Below are 26,345 nucleotides of genomic sequence, written 5' to 3'. Positions count from 1 at the left end.
TTTTTCAAACGCTTTAATACAGCAAAAATCTAACATTTTTTTATGGGCTTTTTCTTTGAATTCTATAATAAAAGGATAGAACTTGACTTAGAAAATCAGGTTCTATCCTTTTTTATATCTTAACTTTTAAAAGAGAAATGTGAAGCTGTTTTTTTGTTTGGTCATTCTTATTACTGCAGAACAGCTTTTTCACAACCTCTTTTCTTTAATGAAAAATATGGCTCTCATGCGCCGCTTCTTTGAATTTCGTCATTTTTTCTTCGATGAACGGATAGACTGCCGTTCCTACGACTCCAAAGACAACAAACAAACCGATCATGATCCAGATTGCTTTCGTAGCATTTGGCCAATAAATTCCTCCTGCAGATTCCCGTAACAAGTTTACCGCATGAGTAAATGGCAAGAACGGATTGATCATTTGGAAGAATTTCCCTGAGACTTGGATCGGATAGTTCCCGCCTCCACCAGAGATTGACAGTACTAAAATGATGATAGCGATCCCTTTACCGACATTATCGAATAATGCAGCCAGGACGTAAACGATCATCATAAATGCTAAGGCAATCAAGACAGCAAATGACACGCTGTAGACTGGATTTTGGACATCTACTCCTAGTAAGAAAATATTCCCTAATGTAACAATCAAGCTTTGCGCGATTGCCATTGTCAAGAATGTCAGCATACGAGCAACGAATTGTTCTCGTTTCGTAAAATTGTTTCGGTCTTTCTTTCCTAAATAGTATTCTGTCGTAGCAACACTTGAAAGAAGAACAGCGCCGACCCACAGACATAGTGCAGTATAAAATGGAGTGCTAGCTGAACCGTTATTTGCGATTGGATAAAGCGCATTGGTTTGCAGCTCAACAGGTTGTGTAAAGAAGTCACTTTCTTTTGTTGCATCTAGTTTCAATAATTTGATGACTTCTCCTAGATCGACTTCCTGTTCGCCTTTTCGGATCGCATCTGCTGCTTTTTGGATACCAGCTTTGATATTTGGCCAGTCATTGTTGATCAAGTCCGCAGCAGCGTTCACAGCTGTTTCGACTTCTGGCATTTTTTCATTTACTGTTGTCAATGTACCGGTGATTTCATTTTTTAGTGTGGGCCAATCATTTTGGATAAAATCAGCGGCCAACCCTAATTTTTGCTGAAGGATCGGTAATTCATTGTTGTATAGGTCTGCCCCTTCATTGATGCCATTGACGATGGTCTCCATATTGCCATTCAACATTGTATTGGCATCGTGGATTTCTTGTCCAATTGCAGGCATTTCTTTTTGATATTTTTCTAAGATTGCCACTGCATTTGTTACAGTTGCTTTCGTTGAGCTGAGAAGCGAATCAAAGTCGATCTGGTCCGCTTTGCTCAGTGCGCCTTGTGCAGTCCCAATCGTATCGATGACTTGGTCTAGTAGAGAAGTGACGGTTGAGCTGATTTGACCTGTATTGATACCAGCAATGATGCCATTGATATTATTAGCAACGGCATCAATTTGATCTAGCAATTCATCAATAGCCTTCGTGTCTTCATTTTGAACAGCTGTGTTCAAAGCAGATAGGCGGTTTTGCAGATTGCTTAGCAAGGGTTTTAATTGATTTAGCTGATCAATGATTGGCTGCAATTTCGTATTTCCAGCACTTGTTTGCAATTTAGTCAGGAACTCGACCAGTTTATCGATTGCATTTTGTTGTTGAGATATTCCGTCAATAAAGCCGTTCAATACATTGCTGATGTTTTTCTTTTCATCATCAGTCAGCTTACCATCTTCAATAGCTATTCTTACAGTATCTATTAACGAACTAGTCGTTGTTGCCACTTGTCCAATTGACTTCAATGTAACATCTACACTGTTTGTGATGCTTGGTATCGCATCTTTCAGCTGAGAGGCACCTGATTTTGTTTGGTTTGCTAGATCACTTGCCTGGTTTTCTAAATTTTTCACATCTGGCAAGATATCTTGTACTTGTTGGATGATCGTCAAGCCTTGTTTTGCTTCATCGATTCCTTGATTCATTGTCTCTTGGATCGAAGCAAAATCGCCGTCGATCTCTGCTAGTTGTTTACCAGCATTTTGGATCTCTGGGATTTTTTCTTGCAAATCAAGGATGATTTTTGCTTGGTCTTTCAATTCAGGCATTTTGTCATTCAATGCAACGACTTTTTCGCCCATCTCATCTACTTTAGGGATGTAATCCACGAATTCATTTGCTTTATTCAATTTTTCCTTGATGTCAGGTAATTGACTTTGTAATTCGAGGACTTGCTTTGTGTAGCCGTCGATCGTGTCCAGATTTTCATCTGTTGATAAAATCATCTCTTTGACTTTATTGATACTTACTAGGTTCGTATCGATGTCGTAACCTATTTCATTGAATACTTTCAATAAAGTCGAACTGGCTGTTTTGATAAATTCATTTGTGATTTGCGATTGGATCGAACTTGCTCCTTTATCGGTGATTTTCGGTGCAATCGCATTGATTTTTTCATTTACCGTATATTCGATTTTCGGTTTCTTGATGTCACCACTAGTAAAACTCAGCAGATCTTCTGAGAAATCCTTTGGCAGGTAAATACCTGCGTAATACTTTCCGGAACGGACTCCGTCTTCTAATTGCTCTTTTGAATCAACGAATTGCCATCCTAATTGTTTATTTTTATGAAGCGATTCGATGACTTGCTTCCCAATGGCCACTTCTTTACCTTGAAACTCTGCTGGCTTGTCTGCACTGTAAACAGCAATTGGCAGCTCTCCAGTATTTCCATATGGATCCCATAGTGCTTTAATGTTAAACCACGCATATAGCGAAGGGATGATCATGATCGCAATGATCAAAAGTGTAGCAATCGGGTTTTTGAAAATCCGTTTCCAGTCAAGCAAATATAAACGAAGTGTATTTTTGATTGACTGCATAGTTCTCCCCCTTCTTCTTTTTTCAGCTGAATTACTTTACCATGTATTTCATACTTTTTTCAATCGGCTTTTTTCAAAAAAGTCGAATTTTTGGACATATCACGGCAATTGTCTCATTGTAATCTCTTATATATTGAGAAATAATTAAGGATTACAGCCTTTACTTTATCATGAAATAAAAGGGAAAGATAATTTTATGCCAAAGTTTTTATCTATTATACGTATACGCAAAAAAGCTAAAACACTTTTTTGGTCTTTGCCCCTACAAAAATGTTTCAGCTTTTTTCATTTTTTATTCCTATGTTTCTTACTTTTCGAATGACAAAATGATTTTCCCGGCAGGAGGATGCCCTTCAACTTGCTGATGTGCTTGGATAACATGTGCAAGTGAAGCAGACAGATTCATTGAAATAAAAATATGAAAGGCACCTTTTTGATAGGATTTGATTATGCCAGCAAAGGCTTCTGCATCTTGATATTCCTTTCTTGAAACAAATGATTCATAAAAGCCTTCCTTTTTTTGCCGCAAATTTAGGTCTGGGAGGTCATTTAATGCAACATATCTCCCACCTGGTTTCAGGATCTGGATGCCGGTTTCTCCTTTGATGCTTCCTTTCGTGGCATCAATCACAAGGTCTGCTTGATCAGCAAATTGCATACCTGGGTCTGTTTTATCATAAGCAGCAAATGCTGAAACTCCTAGTTTCCTTACTTTTTCTTCGTTTTTACTAGAGGCACTGGTTAAGACTCGGATACCCTTTTCGTGGAGAAGCTGGATCAGACTAGACCCGACCGCACCTGATGCACCTAGAATCATCACTGTATCTGTCGGCTGGATTTCCGTCAAATGATTGATTAGATTATACGCCGTAATCCCTGGTGTGACCATTCCGGCTGCTTCTTCCCAACTCATTTCATCTGGAATTTTTGCTGCTTTTGTTGATGGCAGTACGACTTCTTCTCCGTAAGTCCCGCCGACTGCATGGACAGCTACTCGATCACCTACATGAACAGTTGTGACATCTGAACCAATCTCTGTCACGATACCAGCGCCATCATTACCTAGTACATAAGGGAATTTCAATGTTCGTATCTCTTTCATCTCTCCTGAACGCAAGGCAACATCATACGGATTCACGCTGAATGTTTTTATTTCTACACGAATATGTCCAGAATCGACTTCTCTGGGATGAGCATTGATTTCTTCAAAAACATCTTGCGCTTTTCCGTAACCATTAATTGCAAATCTTCGCATAGTTACCATCTCCCTTTTTCTTTAAGTTTACGTTTATGCCTTTATTTTGACAAAAAAAATGTCTTTTCAATTTGGAACATAATCCAAAACAAAATAGTTGTTTTTTTTCGCGTATCGTGTTAAATTATTCATCTAAAAGCGTAAAGATTACGATTTACGCTAATAAAAAAATTGGAGGAATTTGTTGATGGCTAAAAAATCAAAGATTGCCAAAGCAAAAAAACAGCAAGAAACGATTGAACGCTATGCTGCTTTACGTCAGGAATTAAAAGCGCAAAAAGATTATGAAGGCTTGCGTAAACTTCCTTTAGATGCTCGTCCAGAACGGTTGAAAAATCGCGATCTAATCGATGGACGACCTCGCGGATACATGCGTAAATTCGGGATGTCCCGTATAAAATTCCGTGAGTTAGCACATAAAGGTTTGATTCCAGGAGTAAAAAAAGCCAGCTGGTAGTCCAAGTCTGGCTGTAAAGGAGGAGGGCGCATGGACCACTCCTTGGATCATCAAAAAAGATACGTTCGCTTCTTCTAGCAGAAATGCTGGTACTAGAAGCGGACGTATCTTTTTTTACGCACAGTTGGTCCTTTTTTTATATGTAAAGGCTGCATGGTTACTTCGCTATACTTATTTAGTAACAGGAGTCAGTGCCTCAATGCCCACACTAATTTTTAATGCTCGGTCAACTTCTGCCATAATTGGTCGATCCAAATGACAGACTTTTTCTTTCAATCTTGATTTATCGATCGTTCTGATCTGCTCCAACAGGATAACGGAGTCTCTTTCTATTCCTGTTCCAGTAGCTTTGATCCCAATGTGAGTCGGAAGCTTAGGCTTAGCCATTTTTGCCGTTATGGCCGCAACAATGATCGTCGGGCTGAAATGGTTACCTAGATTATTTTGAATAACCAAAACTGGGCGTGTTCCGCCTTGCTCCGATCCCACGACTGGAGAAAGATCAGCAAAATAAATATCTCCTCTTTTTACCATAGGATCCTCCTTATTCTTGATATTCTCTTGGTATCCGCTGTCCTAATCCGCATGCCACTTCATAGTGGATCGTACCTAATTGATCTGCTACGTCTTGCATAGTGATTTCTTTGTCTGCATTTTTGCCGATAAGCGTCACTTTTGTTCCGACCGGAAATTCTTGAGGCAATCGGATCATCAGTTGATCCATACATACACGTCCAATCGTTTCACAATAGTTTCCTTCTACCAATAAAGAAAAACCTTGCATCTTTCGTAACCAGCCATCTGCATAACCGATCGGTATCGTTCCGATCCATTCTGCTTCAGGAGTGATATATGTTTCCCCATAGCCGATTCCTTCACCTGCTGGGAGTTTTTTGACTTGGATCAATTCAGAAACCAGTTCAAGTGCTGGCTGTAACGGATAAACTTCCGGAAGTGCATGTCCAGATGGGTTCAGTCCATACATTGCTACACCATAACGAATCATATTGCCGATTGTTTCATCATGCCATAAAGCCGTTGCACTGTTACTGACATGTACATATCGAGGAAGTTCAGGAAGTTTTTTTAGCACTTCCATAAAGCGTTCTTTTTGCAGGTTCCAATACGTATCATCTGGTTGATCTGCTGTAGAAAAATGGGTAAATAATCCTTCCCATTCTAATACACGACTTTCTCTGATGAATGCAGCTGCCTCTTTTACTTCTTCAGGTGTACAAAAACCGATACGTCCCATCCCAGTATCTGCTTTTAAATGGATCGAAAGAGGCATTTCTAGCTTACCTTCCTCTAAAATAGCAGCTGCTACCTGCAACCATTCCCGTGTACCTGCAGTTACTGACAAATCATGAGCAACAGCTAAAGCCAGTGCGTCGTAAGGAACCATGTTCAAGATAAGGATAGGCTGAGTAAATCCAGCTTCTCTCAACTCGACTCCTTCATCTAAATTTGAAACACAAAAGCCCGAAGCTCCACCAGCAACTGCTGCTTCAGCTGTCTCTACAGCTCCATGACCGTATCCGTTTGCTTTTACTACTGCAAACAATTCTTTCCCTTGCGGAAGTCTTGCCACTTCATTTGCTACATTTTCAGTTATAGCTTTTTTATGTATCACTGCTTTCGTTGGGCGGTGCCAAGCGACAACCATCATTTTTCCTTCTTTCTAGTCTTCCAAAATAATTTGTGCAATAGCTGTTTCATTTGTGTGAGTAATACTGACCCATACATTGCCTTCATGGGGTGAGCGCGTAACAACGGGCTGACCGTTTTCATTTTTTAAAATCTCGATATCTTGAAAGGTAACTTTCCCGATTCCCGTTCCCCAAGCTTTAGAGAAAGCTTCTTTACAAGCGTAACGTCCGCCTAAAAATTCTACTTGGCGATGAAAAGGCAAGGATTGGAACAGTTTCGTTTCTTCAGAGGTCAAGATTCGTGCAATGAATTTTGGTTTTTCTTCGATCAGCCGAGTGATCCTAGACAATTCGACTGCATCGATCCCAATTCCTTTTATCATATGCTTTTCTCTTTTCAATAAATTTAGAACACTCTCATTCTACCAAATTATAACCATTTTGCCACAAATAAGTCCACAAATAACAAAAATGAAAGTTTCTCTTAAAACAGAGAAACTTTCATTTTAGGTTTAATCGTTATTTGAACGGATCACAAATCCGCGTTTTTTATCATTGTGACGTTTACCGCCATCTTTTTGGCTGTTATTGTTTTTGCTATAACCGCCTTTTGATTTGTTTCCACGATAATTCCCGCCGTCACGACGATTACGGTTGTTTCCGCCGCCACGTTTGCCATTTTTGTTGTATCCTTTTTTCTGCATTGGCAATGGGCGTTCTGGTGTGATCTTCACTGGTACTGCATCAGCTGGATCTTTTGCTGTCGTTTTCAGCAGTAATGCAACCAAATCTTGTGCAGAATATTCTTCTAATAATTTATCTGCTGTTTGCAGATATTTATCTAGACCGTTTTCTGCAAGTTTTGTTTCGATTTGTTCAACTGCAGCACCTAATTGACCTTTGAATGCTTCTTTTTCGGTTGGCGGACGTAAAGTCGTCATCCGTTTTTTCGTCAAGTTTTCGATCACATGCAAGTAGTCCATTTCATTTGGTGTAACGAAAGTCACAGACATACCGCCTTTTCCGGCACGGCCTGTACGTCCGATACGGTGAACGTAGCTTTCTGGATCTTGAGGGATATCATAGTTGTACACATGAGTGACACCTGAGATATCTAATCCACGTGCGGCAACGTCTGTCGCTACAAGGATATCTAAGTGACCGCTCTTGAATGAACGCAATACGCTCATCCGTTTTTGTTGAGACAAATCGCCATGGATTCCTTCTGCACGATAACCACGTGCTTCTAATCCGCGTGCTAATTCATCTACACGGCGTTTTGTACGTCCGAAGACGATTGTTAGTTCCGGTGTTTGAACATCAAACAAGCGAGTCATGATATCAAATTTTTCGTATTCTTTTGCGCGGACATAGTATTGATCGATCAAGTCAGCTGTCATTTCTTTCGCTTTGATCTTCACATGATGTGGACTTTTCATGAATTTAACGCCGATGTTCTTGATGGCTGGCGGCATTGTTGCTGAGAAAAGTAATGTTTGTCTTTGATCAGGAACTTGGGAAATAATTTTTTCGATATCTTCCAAGAAGCCCATATTCAACATTTCATCTGCTTCATCCAAGACTAATGTTTGAACAGTTCCAAGTTTCAATGTATGGCGGTTGATGTGGTCAAGCATACGTCCTGGTGTACCCACAACGATATGTGGACGATCTTTCAAGCCACGGATCTGACGGCCAATATCTGCTCCACCGTAGACAGCTTGTACACGCACTTTTTTGTCGCGCCCTAAACGATATAGTTCTTCTTGTGTTTGGATAGCTAATTCACGTGTTGGTGCGATAACCAGACCTTGTAATTCGTGACGATCTGGATCGATTTTTTCTAACATTGGTAATCCAAATGCAGCTGTTTTCCCTGTACCTGTCTGTGCTTGTCCAATAACGTCTTTTCCAACTAATGCTAGCGGAATCGTTTCTGCTTGGATAGGTGTTGCTTCTTCAAAACCAGCGCGTTCGACTGATTTCAACAATTCTGGTGATAATTCTAGTTCTTTAAATTTCAAATGAATCCTCCTATATGGTTGTTAACTGAGGATGTAGCTTTTTTGCTACCCCGTCGATTTGTTCGGTCAAAGTGTATTGTTTCTTTTTGACAGTGGCCACGCACGTTTTTACCCATTCTTAGCCCCTGTGGCACCACCGAAAAATCACTTTGCGAAGTTTAGGCATTAGAAAAGCCAAACGGGTCGCGTTCAGCTTTATCATGATTATGACATCTGGTTTCGACAAGTTGCTTCCATGGCAAAACCAGTCCAATTTCTCTTCATCTTTCGGCAATAGGTTATTCTAACATAGCTTTTCATTTTCTGCAAGTTTACAGATTTTCATTTCATTTGCTGAAGCTGTTCTACTACTTCGAATAAGCCCATGCTGTTGCTGCCTTTCAGCATAATACTATCTGTTGATTCAAGATTTTGTTTGACAGCCTCAATCAATTTATTCTTTTCTTTTTCAAAATAGAACACAGGTAGTTGCGGATATTTTTGATTCAAGTCTTCTTTTAATGCATGCATTTGTTCCCCGTACAAGAAAATCATGGCAAATTTCTCAGGATCGATATGTTCACTCATTTGCGCATGCATGTTTAAAGAATCTTTCCCTAATTCCAGCATATCTGCTAACACAGCGATTCTACGCCCTTTTGTTGGCAGATTTTTAAAAGTATCTAATACCAGTCCCATGGCTGTTGGATTTGCATTGTAGACATCGCTCAAAATAGCTGCACCATTTCCTGCCGTTAGCCATTCAGTTCTGTTTTGTGTGATAGAAACATGAGCGAGCCCTTGGCGTATCTCAGGTATAGACAGTCCAAAGAAGCGCCCAATCGTATACGCAATCAAAGCATTCGTTACATTATAACTTCCAGGCAGCGGGATCGTAAATGTTTCTCCTTCTACTACAAAATCGGTTTGTGCTTTTCCTTCTGCTGTCACTTCCGCATGAACATCGCCATTTCCAATACCGAATGTTGTGACTGTTTGTACTAATGTTGCCGTTAAAGGTGTCAACAACGGTTCATCTGCGGGCACAACGAGTAATCCGTCTGGTACAAGTCCGTCAGTGATTTCCATTTTGGCTTTAGCGATTCCTTCTCGCGACCCAAGATTTTCTATGTGTGCTTCACCGATCATTGTGATTGCTGCAGCTTTTGGTTGAGCCATAAGTGAAAGTTCCGTGATTTCATTGGCGTGATCCATGCCCATTTCCAAGACGATCTTTTCTGTATCTTGCGGCATGTGCAAAATCGTGTAAGGAAGACCAATATTATTGTTGTAATTTCCTTGCGTCTTATATGTTTTGTATTTTTCAGACAAGACAGACGCGGTTAGATCTTTCGTGGTGGTTTTACCATTGCTTCCTGTAATTGCAACGACTTCTGCACCTACTTTTTCCAAGTAATAGGTTGCCAATTGCTGCATGGCTTTCAAAGGATCTGCTACAGGGATAACTGGAAAATCTTTTGGTGCTTGTTCAACAGGCAAGCTCCAAAATGAAGCAGATGCGCCATTTGTGATTGCTTGCTGGATAAATTCATGTCCATCTCGCGTACCAGCAAGAGGAACGAATAAACTTCCTTCGGTTATCTTCCGGCTGTCAAATTCGACATTGGTAATCTTTGTCAGTTCAGAGCATTCGCTGCCCACGGCTTGTGCAATTTCTTGTATTGTTAGATTCATTGAGATCTCTCCTAAAAAAGGTTGTGAAAAAAGCGTTTGGCCTAAACGGCGGGTTCGCATGACTCTCACTTCCAAGTAAATTTCTCTATTCGTATTTAGAAGCTAGAATGAACGCGGTTACGCAATCACTCCAGCTTCTTCTTTATTTCTCTTTATTCATTTTTTCAAAAAAAGATTGACGCTGACGGTATCGATTCATTCCTAATTGAATCAGTTCTTCAATCAAATCACCGTATTTCAAGCCCATGTTTTCCCATAAGAGCGGGTACATACTGAACTCCGTAAATCCTGGCATAGAGTTTAATTCATTCAGGAATAATTCATTTTTATTTGTCAAAAAGAAATCACACCGGCTCAATCCGCTTCCGCCTAACATCGTGTAAGCTAACTTCGCGTACTCTTGCGCTTTTTGATAAACTTCTTCCGGCACTTCGGCTGGAATCTGCATTTCGATTTTATTATTGATATATTTGGCTTCATAGTCATAGAATGCTACGTCTTTTACGACTTCGCCAGGCAAAGTCGTCCGAACATCTTCATTTCCTAATACAGCAACTTCGATTTCGCGAGCTTCAATTCCTTGTTCAACGATTGCTCGAGAATCATACTGATAGGCTGTTGCTAAAGCATTTTGCAATTCTTCTCGGTTTTCTGCTTTTGTAATGCCGACACTAGAACCCATATTCGCCGGTTTGACAAACATCGGATAAAGCAAAGAACCTTCACATTGATCAAATACTTTTTTAGGATTTTCTTTCCATTGATTCTTAAGTACTGGTACATAAGGAACTTGTGGCACACCAGCAGCTTGTAAAATATATTTGGTCATGATTTTATCCATGGCACATGCACTGGTCAATACGCCTGCGCCGACATAAGGCATATTCAATGTCTCTAAGAAGCCTTGGATCGTTCCATCTTCCCCGTTTGGCCCATGTAAAACTGGAAAAACGATGGCTCCTTCTTCTTTGATTTCGCCCGGATTGATCACTTTTCCTGTAAAGCCTTCCTCTGTCTGTCCACTTGGGTCCCATGAAAGGTGCAAGACATCTTTGCTTGCAGGTTTTTCTGTTAGTAATGGACCTTTGACCCATTGTCCTTCTTTTGTAATAAATACGAGTTGAACTTGGTAATAATTATAATAAATGGCATTTAAAACTGAAAATGCGGAAAGAATGGACACTTCATGCTCTGCGCTGCGTCCGCCATATAGTAAAGTAATCTTCAAAAGATTGTCCTCCTGTATTCTAAATCGTTCAGTGATTTACTCTCATATTTTAGCACAAAACAAAAATAAACGAATAACTTATTTATAAAAAAACGAGTTGGTTTCTAAAAGAACAAACGTCATTTATTTTTTGCCAGCTAGATTATTTGTCCCATTTTTTATAAAAAGTTATGATAAAGAAAAAGTTATGATAAAGAAAAGGAGGGATGATGATGGCGCAAACAAATCCACGCAGCCGCTTGGCAGAAATCATTCGAGTGTTCATCAACTACAATGTAGTGCCAAACTTTGTACAGCAAAAAAATCCCGAACAGGTAAAAAAAGCCTTTGAAGAATTAGGCCCCACCTTCATCAAGATAGGACAGATGCTTTCTGTTCGAGAGGACTTGCTTTCCTCTGCCTTCACTCAGACATTTAAAACATTACAAGACAGTGTACCTAGCGACACATTTTCAACGGTCAAAAAGACGATCGAAACGGAACTTTCTCTTTCGGTATCAGATATATTCGATGATTTTTCCAAATCGCCTTTTGCCTCCGCTTCTATGGGACAGGCTCACCGTGCCAAGCTGAAAAGCGGTGACGCGGTAGTTGTTAAGATCCAACACCCTAACATTGCCGAAGAGATTCGCCTTGATCTTCAACTATTTGAACGTGCAATCCCTTTGATCAAATACATTCCTGAAACTAGCGTAGTTGATCTAAAAGGGGTACTCCAAGAAGTAAAACGTTCCTTGATCAATGAAATGAACTTCTTAAAAGAAAGTCAAAATGGCGAACAATTCTATCAAAAGAACAATGGCTGGAAAGAGATCCGCAGCCCCAAAATTTATGACGCTTTTTGTTCGAAAAAAGTGATCGTGATGGAAGAAATGTCTGGTAAAAACTTGAATCATTTGATGAATGCCGAAAACAGAACAGAAACTTTTATCACCGGTATTCAAAACAAGCAGCTGAAACAAGAAGTTGCAAAGCTTTTAGTTGAGAACTTTATGAAGCAGGTGTTTGATGATGGTTTTTTCCATGCTGATCCTCATCCGGGGAATTTGCTGTTCCATGTGCTAACAAAAGAAGAACAGACACGAGCTCGCCGAACAACTGAAACAGTTCATGAAAAAGAGTTCGGTCCCTTTGCTTTTCGAGCCTCTACTTCTATAGAAGACCCTGTTGCGCCATATACAGTCAACTACATTGATTTTGGCATGATGGGGCATCTTTCTGCAGGTCTTAGGCAAAAGCTCACACAAGCCGTTTTAGCGCTGTATACGAAAGATGCTTATCGAATCGAAAAAGCGGTCCTTCGACTTTGTCAGCAAGAAGGCTTATTTGATGAAAGTCGGTTTCACCAAGAACTGACAAGTTTTCTTGAACAATATTATGATTCCCCTATTGATGAAATCAACTTGCAAGAAGTATTCGCACAAGTCGTGATGATCTGTCATCAAAATAATCTGCAGTTCGACCGTGATATCACGCTTTTGCTGAAAGCATTCGGGACATTAGAAGGGGTGATCCGTGTCCTTGACCCTGAAGTTTCCCTCATGGAAATTGCTTCGCCTTTTGCCCAACATTACTTTCTCACCCATTTGGATGTAGAAGATACATTGAAACAAAGTGGATTAGACCTATTAGAAGGAATGAAGGCTGTGCCTAAGATTCCACAACAACTTCATCATCTATTAGAAATGTGGACTTCGGGACAAGGAAAAGTCAATTTGGAATTAAAAAAGCAAGACAAATTATTGAACAGGATCGAAAGTATGATCAATCGACTTGTTTTCGGTATGATTTTAGCTGCATTGATCGTAGGATCTTCCCTGCTTGTCCAAGCTGCACCTGTAGAAAACGCAGAGGTCGTTTCCTTATTAGGGATATTTACGTATGCTATTGCAGCATTTGTCATTATTTTTTTAGCAATCGATGCATTGATCCAAATGTATAAGAAGAGGAAAAAGTAGAAAAAAAGTTGGGAGAAAGCTGTTCTGTCTCAAGCAATAAGAATGACCAAATAAAAATAACTCCTCCTATTTTACCGTTTTTTGAGCTAGTACCGAACAACAAAAAAAGGAACAAGGAATCCATTTATCCTGTTTCCCTGTTCCTTTTTTGGTGTATTCGCGCACAAGTAAACTACCTTCGTTACCTACTATCTTCTGTACTTGGTAAACCTTGGTCAATTGCCTTTTTCAACGCTTGACGAAAAGCCGTATGATCTTTATCTGTAAAGGGTTTTGGACCCTTTGTCCTTATGCCAGCTTTTCTTAACTTCCCACTATGGTAACGTTGTTCGAGAAGCGTGCCGATATTCGCTTCATCAAATTCTTTTCCAGAGTGATGGAACACTCGCACACCCTTCGGCAATACAAGTGAAGCTAAACCATAATCTTGCGTGATCAAAAAGTCATTCTTCTTAACCATACCGACGATTTTATAATCTGCACTATCAGCTCCACGGTCTACGTAGACGATTTGGACATGATTAGCGTATTCTTTGGTCGTATAATGATCTACACTGGTTACGATAATCACGTCGAGACCATAGGATTCTCCTAACTTTATGACATCGTCTTTTACTGGAGAACCATCCCCATCAATGAATAGCCTCATTCTTTTTCGCCTTCTTCCATAAATGATATACAGTCACCAATCCGCTCATTAAGAGACCGACATTGATCCATTTGGCTAAAATAAGCAGTTGCGCACTTGCTATCGGCACTGCTCCATGGTTCAGCATGATCAGTAGTAGATGGATTGGCTCTCCCATTTCTTTTGATAAAATAAACAAAAGCGTCATCAATAAAAACTGGTGGATCACACTTCCTTTATTTTGAGTAGTGTACTTGGCAATAATCCGATGATCCATTGGAATAGCTACATCGGTTTGATAGTATTCCTTATTTAGCCAACTGCCTGTTACTACGTGCCAGAAACTAAGCAAAAAGACACCTATCGCAAAACCATTTGGAATCAAGAGGACCAACAAAGAAGAACTCAGTCCAAGCAATTGCGTAGCCAATGGAGACCATGATAAACGTTTCAAAATCAATGGTCCGACTATTTTTGCTGCAATCAAACCGGCAGCATAAGGAAAATACATATAAAACGGAAGTTTCTCTAATCCGTACAGTATGCCAACATAAAAACTGCTAAACAAAAAAAGAAAATTCCCTAACATTCCATTTAGAAAAGTAAACAGATTCAGCCAACTTGGCAACTTCCATTCCTTCTTCTGGTGGCCTAAGACGAACACGAACACAATGAACAACACCAAGAAACCATAAACAGCAAGATCAAAAAGCCTTTCATCGAATAACAATCGGGCATTTCTCAAAAGAAACAATAAGCCAAAGAACACCAAAAATAAAACAAGCTCCCGCGTAGCCACTAGATTTCTTTTCATATCTTTGAAATCCAGTTCGTAACGCGGATAATGACTGACCGTGTGGTAGGCCATGACGTAAAAAAGTGTATAAATCGTAAAGCTTGCTGCAATCTGAGTCGGTGCAGGCAGTCCGATTGCTTGATACAGGAGGAATAGCCAGATAGCTGCAAATAAGTACTTTTTCCCATCCATATTGATAAAGCCTTGCGTCTTCTCATGGAAATTGACCGTGATATTAGCAGGTACAAGCCATGCTGCACTTAGCCCTAGAAGAACACTTGAAAAATAAAACAAAGGAAAATAAAATACGCCTAGTATTCCAAGTAATGAACCAGTACCACCCATCAGCAGAGCGATCATCAGCAACGTGTAACTATCTAGACCAAATCGTAGACTATTGACTAAAAACAGCCCAGTCATCCGAAAGGCATAAAACAGCGTAAATGGCAAAATCGTCAGCCAATTATGCGAATCTGTTATTCCCAAAAATAAAAGATAAGGAATCAAAATAACCGTATTGCTTAAAATAAAGGGCGTTGTTTGCGTAAAATTGCGCCCAAATCGTTTGAGTTTTTCGAACATGACAATGGCTCCCTTAAACAGTCTTATAACTAATCTGCTCTTCGATTTTAGCATTAAAGGGGAAATAAACCAATTTTACAGAATATATTCTTGTAAAAAAAAAAAAATGCAGAAAGAAGCATAAGCTTCTTTCCGCATTTTTACGGTACTTGATTACTCAAGCAGACAAGCCCTTCTCCACAAAAGTCTTGCCCGACACCCCTGCATCCGGCAGGTGATAAAGATAGAAATCAATTATCCTGTGCCTCCAAAATCAATTAGGAGCTCTGTAAACCAGAGTCCTTCTCGACCCGTCGCATGAAGTTACTTTAACACAGTTCCTAAGATTATGCGAGAGCTTTTTTCATTTTATAATCGACCATTTGAAATCCTTGACCGATATCTGAAACAAGTTCTTCTGTAATCTCAAACCCTTCATGCTTATAAACCTCGATTGCTTGGTGATTTCCCTGGTTCACTCGTAAAAAAATCTCTTTTTCCTTTGTTTGCGCAGCAAGTTCTTCATACCAGCGAAAAACCGAAGAAGTCCATCCTTGGCCACGGGCTTTATTCAGCAAATATAATTTACTTAAATAGATTTTACCTTTTATCTCTTCATAAGCAGTGTAACCGACAGTCTTTCCTTCACTTTTTAATAAAAAATAAGAAACGCCTTCTGCCAGTTCTTTTTGGATCTGCTTTTTTGACTGATAAGTTTTCAGCATATAATCGACTTGTTTTTGACCAATAATTGGTACAAAAGCTTCCGGCCATACTTCTTGAATGACTGCCATCAGCTCATCCAGTTCATTTTCTGTTACTTTTATTTTTTCCATACACCCACGTCCTTTTTTACATTATAAATGACCTTGCGCTTGATGGAATAAAAAGAGCATGATCATACTGTATACACCTACCGACCACGGCTTCAAGAAAATCACGATCTGCATAAACTCTCTAAAAGATAATTTCGTCAAACCAGCTACTAGACAGATCAAGTCGTCTGGCGCAAAGGGAAGCAGCAAGGTAACGACTAATACTTTTTTGATATCTTTCGTTTTTCTTGTCAGCAATTCATCAAATTTTTGATACTTTTTTGGCGATAAAATAAGCTGGACAAAGGCTACACCATAGTAACGGACAAGCAAAAATCCGATTGCTTCCCCAATCACTAGACCAATACAACTATATAAAAGCCCAAATCCATTGCCAAACATCAGCATGCCAGCTACCGAAGAGATCCCTCCCGGCAAAATAGGAATGATCACTTGGATCACTTGCAGCAGAACAAATACTATCACTGCATACTTGCCGAATTCCTGGATAAACGCTTGCAAAGAGGTGCTTGAACGAAAAATCCCATGATGATAAGCATAGAGAATCAACACAAAGAAAAACAACAGACCGATGATTGGCATGATCTGAAGACATTTTTGTAAAACTGATGCTTTTTTAGACATCTTTCTTCCTCATATCTTTTTTCATTTGCTAAAACTGCCTCCTTAGGGGGTGATGCAAAAGTAGCTTCTTCGGAAAATTCCTTCTTATTTATTGAAGCTGACTACTTCTGTCACAACCTCTGATTCACGGTGCTCAATCAGCTGACCTTCGGTATTAGCTCAAAAAACGGTAAAATATAAGTAGCTATTTTTCCGTTTTTTCTCTCTAATACTCAAGTCAAGACGCTGATTTCACAACCTCTTGTTATAAATAAAAAAACAGTTGACTGGTGACTGTTCAAAAAGCAGGATCCTTGCTTTTCAAACGGTCGCAGTCCGTTCAACTGTTTCACTGCGCACTATTTATGGTTTAAGAAACTAGCCACTTTTGTTGTAATCAAATCAATAGCAACGTGGTTTTCTCCGCCTTCTGGAACAATGATATCCGCATAGCGCTTCGTTGGTTCGATAAATTGATGATACATCGGTTTAACAACTGTCAAATATTGCTCGATCACGGAGTCCAATGTGCGTCCCCGTTCTTCCATATCCCGTTTGATACGACGAATAATACGAATATCATCGTCTGTATCTACGTATACCTTGATATCCATCAAGTCACGCAGACGTTCATCTTCTAAGATCAGGATTCCTTCTAGAATGATCACTTCTTTTGGTTCCTGAATGATCGTTGCCTGACTTCTTGTATGCGCTACATAGTCATACACGGGTTTTTCAATGGCTTTATAGTTCAGTAAGTCGCCTACATGCTGAATCAGCAGATCATTATCAAAGGCAAAAGGGTGATCGTAATTTGTGTTCAATCGTTCTTCAAAACTCAAATGGCTCTGATCCTTATAATAAGAATCTTGTTCAAGCATCATGATGGAATGGTCCGGGAAGTTGTTGAAAATCGCACGGCTGACACTTGTCTTTCCGCTTCCTGACCCACCCGTCACACCAATGATAATTGGCTTGCTTTTTGTCATTGACTAAAACCTCTTTCGTATCCGTTTTTTCATTCTAATCTATTATAGCGAAAAAACACGAAAATGCTATATTTTTCTGAAAATTAATCCTTTTCAATTTCCAATAATGAGTAAAGTTCTTCTAAAGAATCGATTCGATAAGTGGGTTGGATCTCTTCGATTTCCGGCAATTTGTTTTTATTGAACCAAATCGTATCGATCCCTGCCATGTTCCCTCCTTTGATATCAGAAGTCAGTGAATCGCCAATGATCACCGTCTGCTTTTTATCAAGATCAGGAATGCGGGAAAATACATGATCAAAAAATTCTTTCATCGGCTTTTGCGCTCCGACAGCTTCTGAGACAAATATATCCTTAAAATAATCAAGCATTCCTGCATCTGTTAAACGCTGATATTGAGTATGCGACACACCGTTCGTTACAATATAAAGTTCGGCGTGAGGGTGGACCTTTTTCAGAAGTTCTAGACTCCCTGGAACAAGGTCATGTCCTTGGTTCAAGTAGTGACGATAGCGTTTCTCCATTTGGCGACTATCTACTGTTTTCCCAAATTGCTGGAAGAGTAATCCAAAACGACTGCCTGTTACTTCTTCTCGTGATAGTCTGCCCTTTTCAAATTCCTGCCATAAATGATGATTCAAAGCCTTATAGCTCGTTTTGATTTCTGGTGTCAACGTGATTCCTTGCTCTGCGAACAAAGTACTTAAAGCATTTGCTTCAGTTTGTTGAAAGTCTAGTAATGTATCATCAACATCAAACAATAAAGTGTTATATCTCATCTTTTTGATCTCCTATTTAAAATAAATACTTAACTTTTTCATCTCTGCTAGCGTCAACGATCGGTACTCGCCTACTGCCAACCGTTCATCTAATTCCAATGGTCCCATGCTTAACCGCTTCAATGCGATCACTTTCTTTCCTTGGGCTAAAAACATCTTTTTGACTTGATGGAATTTTCCTTCTTGGATCGTCAATAAAACAGTACTTTGGTGCTTGTCTGCTTTGAGTATTTTTAGATTAGCCGGCTGGCACTGGTACCCATCAGCGAATACGATTCCTTTTTCAAATGCTGCTACGTCTGCTGATGTCACCCTTTCGTTCACCACTGCTTGATAAGTCTTTGAGACCTTTTTTTCAGGAAGGAGCATTTCATATCCCAATTGGCCATTCGAAGTAATCAGCAATAGTCCTGTTGTATCTCTATCCAGTCTTCCCACCGGATAGAGCGGCTGAAAACGATCGGCACTTGCAATCAGATCGATTACCGTCGTCTTTTCTGGATCTGACACGGCAGTCACAGCTTTTTTAGGCTTGTTGAGAAGATAATAGGACTCATTTGTTTCTAAATGTTCACCTGCTACTTCAATCCGATGCAGCAAACTGTCTACATTTCGATTTTGTCGAAATTCGACTGTGCCATCGACCATCACTTGCTTCAAAGCAAACAGCCGCTTCATTTCCTTACGTGTCGTTTCTAATTTTTCTTCTATTAATTTATCTAAGCGCATACCGTTTCCTTTCTTATTACTAATAAGAATTATACCTTGAATATGTTTGCTTGCAAATAAATCAGCAGCGTTATTCCTTGACTTAACCAGTAGTTCGCGTTACGGTTAAAGAGTAAAGTGAATTGGATTTCTCATACACAGCGTAATGACCTGGTGGAGAAAAGTTGAATCCTGACTTTCTAAGGGGAGATGCGCACATCTCTCCTTTTGCGTTTTTTTAAGCGCCCTGCCTTCGATGATGTGCACGAGATTAGCCTTTAGAATTCACTTAAATAAAATCTGTCCGTTACCAAAGCAGACAGTCACATTTTAAGGAGGAATTTTGGTTATGTCAGTATCATTAGAAGTAAGTAAAAGAGAAGTACGTCCCCGTTCATTAAGAAATAAACTTCGTCACGAAGGGAAAGTTCCAGCTGTTGTTTATGGGTATAAAATAGAAAGTACCCCTATCTCATTCGATGGTTTGACACTAAGCAAATTGTTGCGTGAACATGGAGCAAACACAGTTATCACGATGGACATTGACGGACAAAAAGTCAATACATTGGTTCATAAGATTCAAACGAACACTTTTACTAATCATTTCGAACATGCAGAATTTCTATCTGTCAACATGTCGGAAGAAACAGAAGTCGAAACAGAAGTCGTTCTTGTTGGCGAATCAATTGGTGTTAAATCGGGCGGAGTGTTAGCTCAAAACTTGTATACAGTAGTCGTATCTGCTACACCAGACAAATTGCCTGAACGAATTGAAGTCGACGTGACAAACTTGGAATTAGGCGATTCTATTACAGTAGCCGATCTTCCAAAAAACGACGATTACAAGTTCGTGACCGACAGTGAAGAACAAATTGCTGCTGTAGTCGCTCAAAGTGAAGAAGAAGAAAGCACAGGTGAAGGCGGCGAACCAGAAGTAATCGGTTCAAAAGAAGAATAATACTGAAACAATCAGGTGGTGTTAGAAGTGGCGGGTCAGCAGCTTTTAACACGCCTTTTTTATTTCTAATCGTTTATTTTCATATGGGGCTTCCACTTTTGTAAATAGCTTTGCAAACGAAAAATCCTGATTTACCAAGCTTTCCCTCGCATATTTTTATCGTACCTTTATAAAAATTTATACTTTGAAAAAAAGTATTCAATTATTGTTGCATTTTTCCTGATTCTTTATTAGAATGAACCCTCGTTAAAGTAAGTATTTCTAGTTTATCCTATGATTGATTATAAAAATAAAAACATTCGTTGATTCGAAGGAGGTTAACCAGATGTTTGAAAGTTTTGATAGCAGCCGCAACCGTTACGCTTCAGTTGGTGTAGTATCAAGTTTGCCAGATGAATTGATTGACAGTATATGGTTTATTATTGACCTAGATCTTAAGGGAGTCATTCCATTAGAAAATATATTAACCTTTGATTTGATCGAAAATCGTGGAAAAGTGACGATGCATTTTTCTCAAGCAGGAAGCAATGTGGAAATGGATATTGATTTGCCGTTTGCCTATTCGAACCAATTTCCTGCTCAAGTATACGCCTATGATGACGGTACGAGAGAAACGATCCTTTTACCAAGTGAGATCAGACAATATTAAGGTGATAGATAAACGTGGATGTCCCTTATTTTACAGACCAGGCCAAGTTGTTGATTCTTTGACTCAATTCTTGGCTTCTTTTTATGGAATTTCATCAATTATCATTGATTTCTAATTGGTATTCTCAGGATAAACGCTATATACTACTAACTAAATTTTAAAGATATAAGGAGTTTAAAAGATGCGCGATTTAACAAAAGGAAGCCCCGCTAAACTGATTTTGCTGTTCACTGTTCCTTTACTGATCGGAAACGTTTTTCAGCAGTTTTATAATATGATTGATATGATCATCGTGGGTCAGACACTAGGTAAAAATGCGCTAGCAGCGGTTGGTGCAACTGGAAGCCTGACATTTTTGATCATTGGTTTTGCCCAAGGGTTAACAGCTGGTTTAGCCATTATTACTGCACAACGTTACGGTGCAAAAGATTATCGGGGTCTGAAGAAAAGTTTTGCTGCTAGTGTTGTTATTAGTCTTGTCGTCACTGTGATTTTAACCGTCCTGAGTCTCCTGTTTATTCGTCCGATGCTTCAGTTGATGCAAACTCCTCCTGAAATAATTGATCAAGCACAAACGTTTATTTCAATTATTTTGTTAGGAATCTTTGCATCCGTCAGTTTCAATTTGCTTTCTAATGTCATTCGCGCACTTGGTGACAGCCGCACACCATTATTCTTTCTGATCATTGCGGTTATCATCAATGTCGTACTTGATTTGATTTTTATTATCTATTTTGGTATGGGTGTGGAAGGTGCAGCTATTGCTACCGTAATCGCACAAGTTTCTTCTAGCGTACTGTGTCTTGTGTATATCAAGAAAAAAATGCCTTTGTTACAGTTACGCAAAAAAGATTTCAATTTTGATAAAGAAGAGTTTCGTGTACATCTAAATGCAGCTTTGCCAATGGCGTTCCAGTCTTCAATCATCGCTGTCGGTGCTATCGTATTACAAGCGGCACTAAATAGCTTAGGGACAGATGTTGTGGCTGCTCAAGCCGCTGCTGGTCGTATTGATCAATTTGCCAATCAACCGATGATGTCATTTGGTATCGCAATGGCGACTTTCACTGCACAAAACTATGGTGCAAAAGAATATGGTCGAATCTTGCAAGGTGTACGACAAACTTTATTGATGAGTGTCGGATTTAGTCTTTTAGCAGGTGCTATCGTCATTTTCTTTGGACATTTCTTTGTTCAACTGTTTGTTAGCCCATCAGAAACACATGTATTTGAATTAGCACAAACCTACTTCAATATCAATGGGTCTCTTTACTGGATCTTAGCAGTCCTGTTCATTTTACGCTACACGCTTCAAGGTCTTGGACAAAGCAAGATTCCTACGATCGCCGGTATGATGGAATTGCTTATGCGTTCTTTTGCAGCTATCGTTCTTACAGGAATGTGGGGGTATCCAGGAGCCGCAGCAGCTTCTCCTCTAGCTTGGATCGGCTCTGTTGCAGTGTTGCTTTACTCTTACATGCGTTCGATGAAACAATTGAAACATATGGGTGAAGAGGAACATTTCACGTTAGAACATGCCGAAGCAAGGTAACCTTGATTAAAAGAAATCGGTGCGGCTAAAAATGAAAACTTTTATTGAAAATATCTTCTTCGTTTACCGAAAACAGTTTTTTTAGATAACAAAATGCTGTGACATTTTTTGTCACAGCATTTTTTCTTTTATTCTGCATCTCTTTCCATGGTCTCTACTTTGAAATAATCGATATGCGCATGCTGGTATTCTAATACCGTGAAACGGAATGAGGCAATCTCAATGATCGTTCCTGCTTTTATTTCTTTATATCGGCTAGAAGCAAATCCCGCAAGTGTAGTAAAATTCGTTTCTTCAAACTCTGGAATCTCTACATGAAAATAACGTTGAAAATCATCTAATGTTAGTTTGCCGGAGATGATATAAGAGCCATCTGACTGTTCCGCTATCAACGCTTCGTCCAAATCTGTCTCATCCCGGATTTCCCCGACGATTTCTTCTAAAATATCTTCAATCGTTACTAAGCCGCTTGTCCCTCCATATTCATCTTTTAAGATAGCAATATGTTTTCCTTTTTTTCGCATGATCGTCAATAATTTTTTTATAGGGATTGTTTCAGTTGTTACGATTGGCTCTTCAATCAAATGTTCTACTGTCAGTTGGTCATCTTTATAAGATTGCTTGATCAAATCTGGTAAGGTAACATAACCTAGAACATTGTCTTTGGATTCTAAAATCACCGGATAGCGAGTATGTCCTTGCTCAATCGAAGCTTTTATCGCTTCTTTTACTGTTTCCGAAGCTTCGAATACTTGCATAGACGTACGATCTACTTGTATATCTTTTGCCAAGGTATCATCAAATTCAAACACGTTTTCCAAATAATGATATTCTTCTTTGGTTAACTCACCTTTTTCATAAGAATTCAATGCGACTAGTGTCAGCTCTTCTTGAGACAAGGTTTCTTCTCCTTCAGATACGAGGCGCACACCTAAAAGCTTTCCTAGACCCGCTGCTGAATGATTCAATACCCAAATAAAAGGAAACATTACTTTATAAAAATAATGAAGCGGTTTGACTACGAACAAGACGACCTTCTCCGTATTGACGATACTATAGCTCTTAGGAAGCAGTTCGCCAATAACCACATCGATATACGTCACTAAAATAAATCCTAGCGCCACAGAGATTGTACTGCTGATAGCCGAACTGAAAGGTAGTTTACCGATCACTGGTTCCAGTAGAGCCGCGACAGAGCCTTCACCGACCCACCCGATGATCAACCCGGTTAGCGTAATTCCTAATTGACTAGCTGATAAATAATTATCTAAATGGTGTGTAACATGAAGAGCTAGCTTGGCGTTCTTCACGTTTTCCTTTTCTAATTGTTCCAATTTTGATCGTCTGATTTTCACTAAAGCAAATTCACTTGCTACAAAAAATGAAGTAATTGCGATCATCAAAAATAAAATAATGAAATTGATAACCATATTCTCCCGCCTTTCTCTTTTTCTATTGTACCCTTTTTCTACAAAAAAATTGAAAATAATGCGTATTTATATTAGGAGTAAAAAAAGAGATGTGGCTGAAAAATGCCACATCTCCTTCCTATTAAAAGCATTGCGTTACTTGTTGCTAAACAGCTTTTTCATGATCTCTGATAAAAACGGTATTCAAAAGCTGAATTTAGATCAAAGCGCTACTTTCACAACCGCTCTTTCAACCATGTTTTCCGAGTATTTCCAATGATAAGCGGAACAGTTTCATGTTTTACTTCGCTGTACTCTAGCCCAAACCATGTTTCTGGCGAGGTAGCGATTTTTTTGATTGCCAGTTTTGCCTGCATGATTTGACGTTGCCATTTTCCTAGAGTTGTCACATTTGAGACTACTTCATCAATCAGAACAAATTGGAAATCGCCAACTTCCCGTCCTGGTGTCAAAGAGTATCTTTGTGGCTGTTTTGGCAAACGACCTTGTTTCATCAAATCATGGATGACTTGGCGAACATATACGTTAATTTCCTGTTGGACCCTGAAACCTAAGAACAGATTCACTTGGACAATAAAGTCGGTGCCCATCATATCTACTTGATATTCTTTCGTATATGGCTCATCCGTCACTTCCACATGAACAAACCAATAGACTCTTGCTCTTTTAGGTCGCTTATCTAAAATCGAATAGATGAACTGTCGTCCCACTTTATCTTCAGCCATATCAGGAACTAGGAAGACAACATTCGTCTGATAGATTGGTAAAGAAGCATCATCACGTAATTCTTTAAGCTGTGGGATATAATCCCTCAAAGACACATCCTCTGTTGACGATTCGCGGATAATGTTCCCTTGTTCCCAAATGAACATCACGACTAAGATGATCAAACCAATCAGAACGGCTACAAAACCGCCACGGAAGAATTTGACGACACTTGAGATAAAGAAAACGACTTCTATTGCACCAAAGAAAAAGGTAACTAAATATGCAAACCAACGAGAATGCCCATTTTGGATAAGATAAAAGTAAAGCAATGCCGTCGTCATCAACATGGTCACCGTGATCGACAGACCATAAGCAGCTTCCATATGATGGGAAGTTCGGAATGTGACGACCACTAGAGAACAGGCGATCCATAGAATCAGATTGACTGCTGGGATATACATTTGCCCGATACTGTTCCCAGGATACATGATCTTTAATCGAGGCAGCAGTTTCAACTTGATGGCTTCCGAAACCAGCGTAAACGAGCCTGTAATCAATGCTTGCGAAGCAATCACCGCAGCAACTGTTGCAAAAGCAACGCCAATCACGATCCAACTTTGAGGCATCATTTGGAAGAATGGATTCAAGTTCTTGATTTGCTGTGCTTCAGGGTTTTGATAAACATTCAATAACCATGCAGCCTGCCCAAAATAATTGATGACCAAACAAATTTTGACGTAAGGCCAGCTCAAACGAATATTTCGTTTGCCGACATGTCCAAGATCGGAATAAAGCGCCTCTGCACCTGTCGTAGCCAAGAAAATATTTCCAAGAATGAACAAGCCTAATTTGTTATCTGCACTAAAAAGCAGCTGGATTGCGTAATAAGGGTTCAATGCACGGATAACTGTCCAATCCTGGCTAAAATTCAGCAACCCCATTACTCCTAAAAAAGTAAACCAAGCGAACATGATTGGTCCGAATGCTTTTCCGACAATATCTGTACCAAAGCGTTGGACCATGAATAAGACAAAAATAATAACTAAAGTGATAATGACGATCACGTTCTGGTTATTACCGAACCGGTCAAAAAACTGCGGAATTCCCCGCAATCCTTCAATCGCAGTCGTTACCGTCACAGCAGGGGTCAATACCCCATCTGCTAGTAAGGCAGCTCCTCCGATCATTGCAGGAATAATCAAATATTTCCCACCTTTTCGGACAAGTGTGTAGAGTGAGAAAATTCCACCTTCCCCATGGTTATCTGCATTTAGTGCAATCACGACATATTTGATCGTTGTCAGTAGAGTCAATGTCCAAAAAATCAATGAGACTGATCCGATAACAAAATCAGGATTAATTCCTGTCAATCCGCCATTATCTTCAACAATCGATTTCATCACGTAAAGCGGACTTGTCCCGATGTCACCGTAGACGACTCCCATCGCTACAAGCAGGCCAGCCATTGATATTTTTTGGTATTGTGCGTTGTTGCCACGTTTTCCCCTCATTTCTTGTTATATGGATATCCTTTAGGTAAGCTTGAATGATAGACGATATTCTTATCCATGACACCCGCTTTCCTAAATTGCTTCTAATTATCCAAGTAACACACTGAAGTGTCAACTTATTTGAATAAAATTATTCTTTCTTTGGTCGTTCCCTGATACGTCTTGCCACAAATGAATAAAGCGCAAGGCAAAAAATTGCACCCAATAGTGCTGGGATCAAATAAAAACCGCCAAGTTCCGGTCCTAGCGGTCCTAGTAAAAATTCGCCAAGCCAGCTGCCTAAAAAGCCGATAATGATATTTCCAGATACACCACCTGGGACCTCCTTTCCCAAAATGGCACCAGCTATCAAACCTAACACACCGCCGATAAACAACGACCATAAAAAGTTCAGCATAGCCTTCCCCTCCTTCGTCCTTTTATCTCACTTTTATTTTACGCTTTATTTAGAAGGACTCCAAAAATATGCACCAAGAAACTT

General features: G+C 39.6%; 23 protein-coding genes. 5 read left to right on the top strand and 18 right to left on the bottom strand.

Going from position 1 to position 26,345, the window contains the following annotated elements:
* Nucleotides 1–205: 205 nt before the first annotated feature.
* Complete coding sequence (locus FTX43_RS05645) at nucleotides 206–2,911, bottom strand: YhgE/Pip domain-containing protein (protein WP_104841458.1); 2,706 nt, start codon at nucleotides 2,909–2,911, stop codon at nucleotides 206–208.
* A 307-nt stretch (nucleotides 2,912–3,218) separates the two neighbouring features.
* Nucleotides 3,219–4,166, bottom strand: a complete 948-nt coding sequence (locus FTX43_RS05640; RefSeq protein ID WP_147606840.1) for an NADP-dependent oxidoreductase — start codon at nucleotides 4,164–4,166, stop codon at nucleotides 3,219–3,221.
* A gap of 187 nt (nucleotides 4,167–4,353) precedes the next feature.
* Here FTX43_RS05640 and rpsN point away from each other — a divergent pair, with 187 nt between their 5' ends.
* Nucleotides 4,354–4,623, top strand: coding sequence for a 30S ribosomal protein S14 (gene rpsN / locus FTX43_RS05635; RefSeq protein WP_002293413.1), 270 nt, complete (start codon nucleotides 4,354–4,356; stop codon nucleotides 4,621–4,623).
* Between the two features lie 171 nt (nucleotides 4,624–4,794).
* Here rpsN and FTX43_RS05630 read toward each other — a convergent pair whose 3' ends face one another.
* From FTX43_RS05630 to FTX43_RS05605, 6 genes are all read right to left on the bottom strand, one after another.
* A complete protein-coding gene (locus FTX43_RS05630) occupies nucleotides 4,795–5,157 on the bottom strand; it encodes a type II toxin-antitoxin system PemK/MazF family toxin (protein WP_002289874.1) in 363 nt (120 codons plus the stop codon).
* A 10-nt stretch (nucleotides 5,158–5,167) separates the two neighbouring features.
* Nucleotides 5,168–6,289: an alanine racemase gene (gene alr / locus FTX43_RS05625; RefSeq protein WP_002313979.1), complete on the bottom strand. Its 1,122-nt coding sequence runs from the start codon at nucleotides 6,287–6,289 to the stop codon at nucleotides 5,168–5,170.
* Nucleotides 6,290–6,304: 15 nt separating this feature from the next.
* Nucleotides 6,305–6,655: a holo-ACP synthase gene (acpS, locus tag FTX43_RS05620; RefSeq protein ID WP_147606838.1), complete on the bottom strand. Its 351-nt coding sequence runs from the start codon at nucleotides 6,653–6,655 to the stop codon at nucleotides 6,305–6,307.
* A 129-nt stretch (nucleotides 6,656–6,784) separates the two neighbouring features.
* Nucleotides 6,785–8,296, bottom strand: coding sequence for a degradosome RNA helicase CshA (cshA, locus tag FTX43_RS05615; RefSeq protein WP_002309752.1), 1,512 nt, complete (start codon nucleotides 8,294–8,296; stop codon nucleotides 6,785–6,787).
* Between the two features lie 321 nt (nucleotides 8,297–8,617).
* Nucleotides 8,618–9,970 (bottom strand): UDP-N-acetylmuramoyl-tripeptide--D-alanyl-D-alanine ligase, encoded by a 1,353-nt coding sequence (gene murF / locus FTX43_RS05610; RefSeq protein WP_002312441.1) that lies wholly within the window; start codon nucleotides 9,968–9,970, stop codon nucleotides 8,618–8,620.
* Nucleotides 9,971–10,112: 142 nt separating this feature from the next.
* Nucleotides 10,113–11,198 (bottom strand): D-alanine--D-alanine ligase, encoded by a 1,086-nt coding sequence (locus FTX43_RS05605; protein ID WP_147606836.1) that lies wholly within the window; start codon nucleotides 11,196–11,198, stop codon nucleotides 10,113–10,115.
* Between the two features lie 212 nt (nucleotides 11,199–11,410).
* Between FTX43_RS05605 and FTX43_RS05600 the strand changes: the two genes are divergently transcribed.
* Nucleotides 11,411–13,156: an AarF/ABC1/UbiB kinase family protein gene (locus FTX43_RS05600; RefSeq protein WP_002313977.1), complete on the top strand. Its 1,746-nt coding sequence runs from the start codon at nucleotides 11,411–11,413 to the stop codon at nucleotides 13,154–13,156.
* A gap of 181 nt (nucleotides 13,157–13,337) precedes the next feature.
* Here FTX43_RS05600 and FTX43_RS05595 read toward each other — a convergent pair whose 3' ends face one another.
* The 7 genes from FTX43_RS05595 to FTX43_RS05565 form a co-directional block, all read right to left on the bottom strand.
* The gene (locus FTX43_RS05595) at nucleotides 13,338–13,805 is read right to left on the bottom strand and encodes a YaiI/YqxD family protein (protein WP_002312437.1); all 468 of its coding nucleotides are present in this window, start codon (nucleotides 13,803–13,805) and stop codon (nucleotides 13,338–13,340) included.
* Entirely contained in the window at nucleotides 13,789–15,162 is a 1,374-nt protein-coding gene (locus tag FTX43_RS05590; RefSeq protein ID WP_047927620.1) for a hypothetical protein, read from the bottom strand. Before FTX43_RS05590 ends, FTX43_RS05595 begins: the two co-directional genes overlap by 17 nt.
* A gap of 326 nt (nucleotides 15,163–15,488) precedes the next feature.
* Nucleotides 15,489–15,977 (bottom strand): N-acetyltransferase, encoded by a 489-nt coding sequence (locus FTX43_RS05585; protein WP_147606834.1) that lies wholly within the window; start codon nucleotides 15,975–15,977, stop codon nucleotides 15,489–15,491.
* A gap of 21 nt (nucleotides 15,978–15,998) precedes the next feature.
* Nucleotides 15,999–16,601: a TVP38/TMEM64 family protein gene (locus FTX43_RS05580; RefSeq protein ID WP_002293431.1), complete on the bottom strand. Its 603-nt coding sequence runs from the start codon at nucleotides 16,599–16,601 to the stop codon at nucleotides 15,999–16,001.
* Nucleotides 16,602–16,939: 338 nt separating this feature from the next.
* Nucleotides 16,940–17,569, bottom strand: coding sequence for a uridine kinase (udk, locus tag FTX43_RS05575; protein ID WP_002289751.1), 630 nt, complete (start codon nucleotides 17,567–17,569; stop codon nucleotides 16,940–16,942).
* 83 nt (nucleotides 17,570–17,652) lie between these two features.
* Complete coding sequence (locus FTX43_RS05570) at nucleotides 17,653–18,348, bottom strand: YjjG family noncanonical pyrimidine nucleotidase (protein WP_002309760.1); 696 nt, start codon at nucleotides 18,346–18,348, stop codon at nucleotides 17,653–17,655.
* 12 nt (nucleotides 18,349–18,360) lie between these two features.
* Entirely contained in the window at nucleotides 18,361–19,077 is a 717-nt protein-coding gene (locus tag FTX43_RS05565) for a 16S rRNA pseudouridine(516) synthase (protein WP_002313974.1), read from the bottom strand.
* Between the two features lie 328 nt (nucleotides 19,078–19,405).
* Here FTX43_RS05565 and FTX43_RS05560 point away from each other — a divergent pair, with 328 nt between their 5' ends.
* The 3 genes from FTX43_RS05560 to FTX43_RS05550 all read left to right on the top strand — a co-directional run bounded on the left by FTX43_RS05560 (nucleotide 19,406) and on the right by FTX43_RS05550 (nucleotide 22,215).
* Nucleotides 19,406–20,014, top strand: a complete 609-nt coding sequence (locus FTX43_RS05560) for a 50S ribosomal protein L25/general stress protein Ctc (protein ID WP_002309762.1) — start codon at nucleotides 19,406–19,408, stop codon at nucleotides 20,012–20,014.
* 325 nt (nucleotides 20,015–20,339) lie between these two features.
* Complete coding sequence (locus FTX43_RS05555) at nucleotides 20,340–20,663, top strand: DUF960 domain-containing protein (protein ID WP_002289744.1); 324 nt, start codon at nucleotides 20,340–20,342, stop codon at nucleotides 20,661–20,663.
* A gap of 181 nt (nucleotides 20,664–20,844) precedes the next feature.
* Nucleotides 20,845–22,215, top strand: a complete 1,371-nt coding sequence (locus tag FTX43_RS05550; protein ID WP_002293436.1) for an MATE family efflux transporter — start codon at nucleotides 20,845–20,847, stop codon at nucleotides 22,213–22,215.
* Between the two features lie 128 nt (nucleotides 22,216–22,343).
* On the opposite strand, the gene FTX43_RS05545 is transcribed toward FTX43_RS05550, so the two are convergent.
* From FTX43_RS05545 to FTX43_RS05535, 3 genes are all read right to left on the bottom strand, one after another.
* The gene (locus tag FTX43_RS05545) at nucleotides 22,344–23,645 is read right to left on the bottom strand and encodes a hemolysin family protein (RefSeq protein ID WP_002309763.1); all 1,302 of its coding nucleotides are present in this window, start codon (nucleotides 23,643–23,645) and stop codon (nucleotides 22,344–22,346) included.
* Between the two features lie 215 nt (nucleotides 23,646–23,860).
* Nucleotides 23,861–25,864, bottom strand: coding sequence for a KUP/HAK/KT family potassium transporter (locus tag FTX43_RS05540; RefSeq protein ID WP_315970210.1), 2,004 nt, complete (start codon nucleotides 25,862–25,864; stop codon nucleotides 23,861–23,863).
* Nucleotides 25,865–25,994: 130 nt separating this feature from the next.
* Complete coding sequence (locus FTX43_RS05535) at nucleotides 25,995–26,261, bottom strand: GlsB/YeaQ/YmgE family stress response membrane protein (RefSeq protein ID WP_002293441.1); 267 nt, start codon at nucleotides 26,259–26,261, stop codon at nucleotides 25,995–25,997.
* Between the last annotated feature and the right edge of the window lie 84 nt (nucleotides 26,262–26,345).

The organism is Enterococcus sp. DA9 (assembly GCF_008000875.1).
Classification (GTDB): Bacteria; Bacillota; Bacilli; order Lactobacillales; family Enterococcaceae; genus Enterococcus_B; species Enterococcus_B lactis.
Note: the sequence above shows the minus strand (reverse complement) of the source record. Positions and strands in the feature narration are given on the sequence as shown.